The 2,131-nt window shown below is 45.4% G+C and carries 3 protein-coding genes; all 3 read right to left on the bottom strand.

Annotated elements, in window-relative coordinates:
- Positions 1 to 729: ABC transporter permease (locus WB217_RS18550; RefSeq protein WP_423994804.1), on the bottom strand; the 729-nt coding region annotated here is incomplete at its 3' end.
- 10 nt (positions 730 to 739) lie between these two features.
- Positions 740 to 1,528, bottom strand: coding sequence for an ABC transporter permease (locus WB217_RS18555; protein WP_423994805.1), 789 nt, complete (start codon positions 1,526 to 1,528; stop codon positions 740 to 742).
- Positions 1,503 to 2,131: AAA family ATPase (locus tag WB217_RS18560; protein WP_423994806.1), on the bottom strand; the 629-nt coding region annotated here is incomplete at its 5' end. The genes WB217_RS18555 and WB217_RS18560, both read right to left, overlap by 26 nt.

Below are 2,131 nucleotides of genomic sequence, written 5' to 3' on the forward strand. Positions count from 1 at the left end.
GCAGACGATGGCTGCGACTGGTGTCCATAGGGCGAATTCTTTGTAGCCTGATTTATCGATGAAATAGGCTGCTGGATAAAAAGCTGTGAATCCGTATGGGATGATCCATGTAAGGAACATGCGGATGCCCTTGTGATAGATGGTCAACGGGTATCTAGCAAAGTCGCTCATGTTGAATACTGCCCATACAATCGGCAAGCTGTCGATCATCCAGAAGCTGAATGTAGCAAAGAACAAGTTGATCGCTACAAATATCAGTCCAGATGAAATAATCATCACAACGAGCATCGCGATTTCCGCAGCTCCCCATACGAGATCAAGCTGCGGAATGGCTGTACCCAGAATGAATAATCCGATTATCAGCTGACCAAATCCATCCTGATGCAGACGGTCAGCAACTACATGAAACAAAGGATTCACCGGCCTGATCAAAAGGCGGTCGAGTTTCCCTGGTCTAATATACTGCCAGCCGAGGGTCCATAAATTATCAAAGAAAATCTGGTGGATCGAACGTCCGGTAGCCGCGATCCCATAGATAAACAATATCTCGTAGAAATTCCAGCCATTGATCTGTTCAATGTGATCAAAGACCACTTTTACAAAAAAGATTGAAGCGAACTGCTCGAGCATGACGGAGGCGACTCCGATCAAAAAGTCGATCCTGTACTCCATCATCACCTTCATATGACTCTTCGCAAATTCCCAATATAATCTCGTATAACGACGCATAAAATCCCTCCTAACCTCCAAAAATCGTAATCTGCTTAATTGCCTGTGACCAGATTACCCTTACTAACACATACAACGACACTAGCCAGAAACATTGAATTCCAAGGGCTATATATACATCCGTGCCTGTGATCAATCCTGAATATATCGATACTGGGAGATACACCATTGCCTGGAACGGAAGAAACTCAGTTATCGTACGCAGCCAGTCTGGGAATAACGTGATCGGCACGAGTGCCCCTGAGAAAAAGGTAATCAATGATTCCTTCAGCACGCGCACTCCCCAGACATTGACTGTCCAGAACGCAAGCACGCCGACAAGAAAATCAAAGAACGTACCAATCCAAATACCAGCCAGTGCACTGAAAACGAATAAGATAATTGTCTCCGGCGATTTAGGGAATGAAAGATCCATAAAGAAATAAGCAATCAAAATCATCGGGATCGTTCCCTGAATCAAGTACATAATTTTCGCGCCGACATCAACCGCAAACATTTTAAAAATCATATCGTAAGGGCGCATCAGCTCGATCGCGACCTGACCGTCCTTAATTTTTTCAGCAAGCTCATTCCCAACGCCGCCGACGAAGCCCTGCAGCAGCATGGCTACTACGATATACGTTAGCATCGTTTCAAGATTAATATTTTCAATCGTGGACTGGTTCGCGTAAACCGCCTGCCAGAAGAAATAAATGATCAGCAGGCGCATGACGGCCGACAATGTACCGGCCCAGTACCACGCGGAATACGCAGTGTTCTCCTGCATCCTTCCTTTAGCGATCTGCCAATACTTTCCCATGCTCTCCCCCCTGTTCCTGCTTGTTGTAAAGCTCTTCTACAATTGTCTCAATCTTAGGATCGGCAATGTTCAAATCGCCAATTTCATATACACTCATCATTTCGGAAATGACAAACGAGCTTTTCACTGTTTCATGGTCGAATGAAAGGCTGACCTTCGTTTCTTCTTCATTCGGTAAAATGTCCACGAAACCGTCCAGAGTCGCTGGCAGGACAAATTTTTCTGCATCCGCCAGTTCGAAGTGAATCACTCGTTTTTGACCGAATTGCTTTTTAATTTCGTCAAGACCTCCGTCATACAGGATCGTACCGCCATCAATAATGATGATCCTGTCGCAGATTTCCTCAATATCCTGCATGTCATGTGTAGTCAGCAGCACTGTTGTGCCCCAGCGCTGGTTCATTTCTTTGATAAACTTGCGAATCTTCACTTTTACTGCGATATCGAGGCCGATCGTTGGCTCATCGAGATAGACAACGGAAGGTCTGTGAAGAAAGGCAGCTGCAAGTTCACAGCGCATTTTTTGCCCAAGAGAAAGCTGTCTTACTGGGATGCTGAGTAGCGGCTCAAGGTTCAATACCTCTGTGAACATCTCAAGTGTTT

Origin of the sequence: Mesobacillus sp., assembly GCF_049588175.1 — a bacterium.
Lineage (GTDB): Bacteria > Bacillota > Bacilli > Bacillales > Cytobacillaceae > Mesobacillus.

Bases quoted from the DNA above. Each gene is read 5' to 3' on its own strand.
- WB217_RS18555 (WP_423994805.1), bottom strand. From the start codon at position 1,528: ATGGGAAAGTATTGGCAGATCGCTAAAGGAAGGATGCAGGAGAACACT.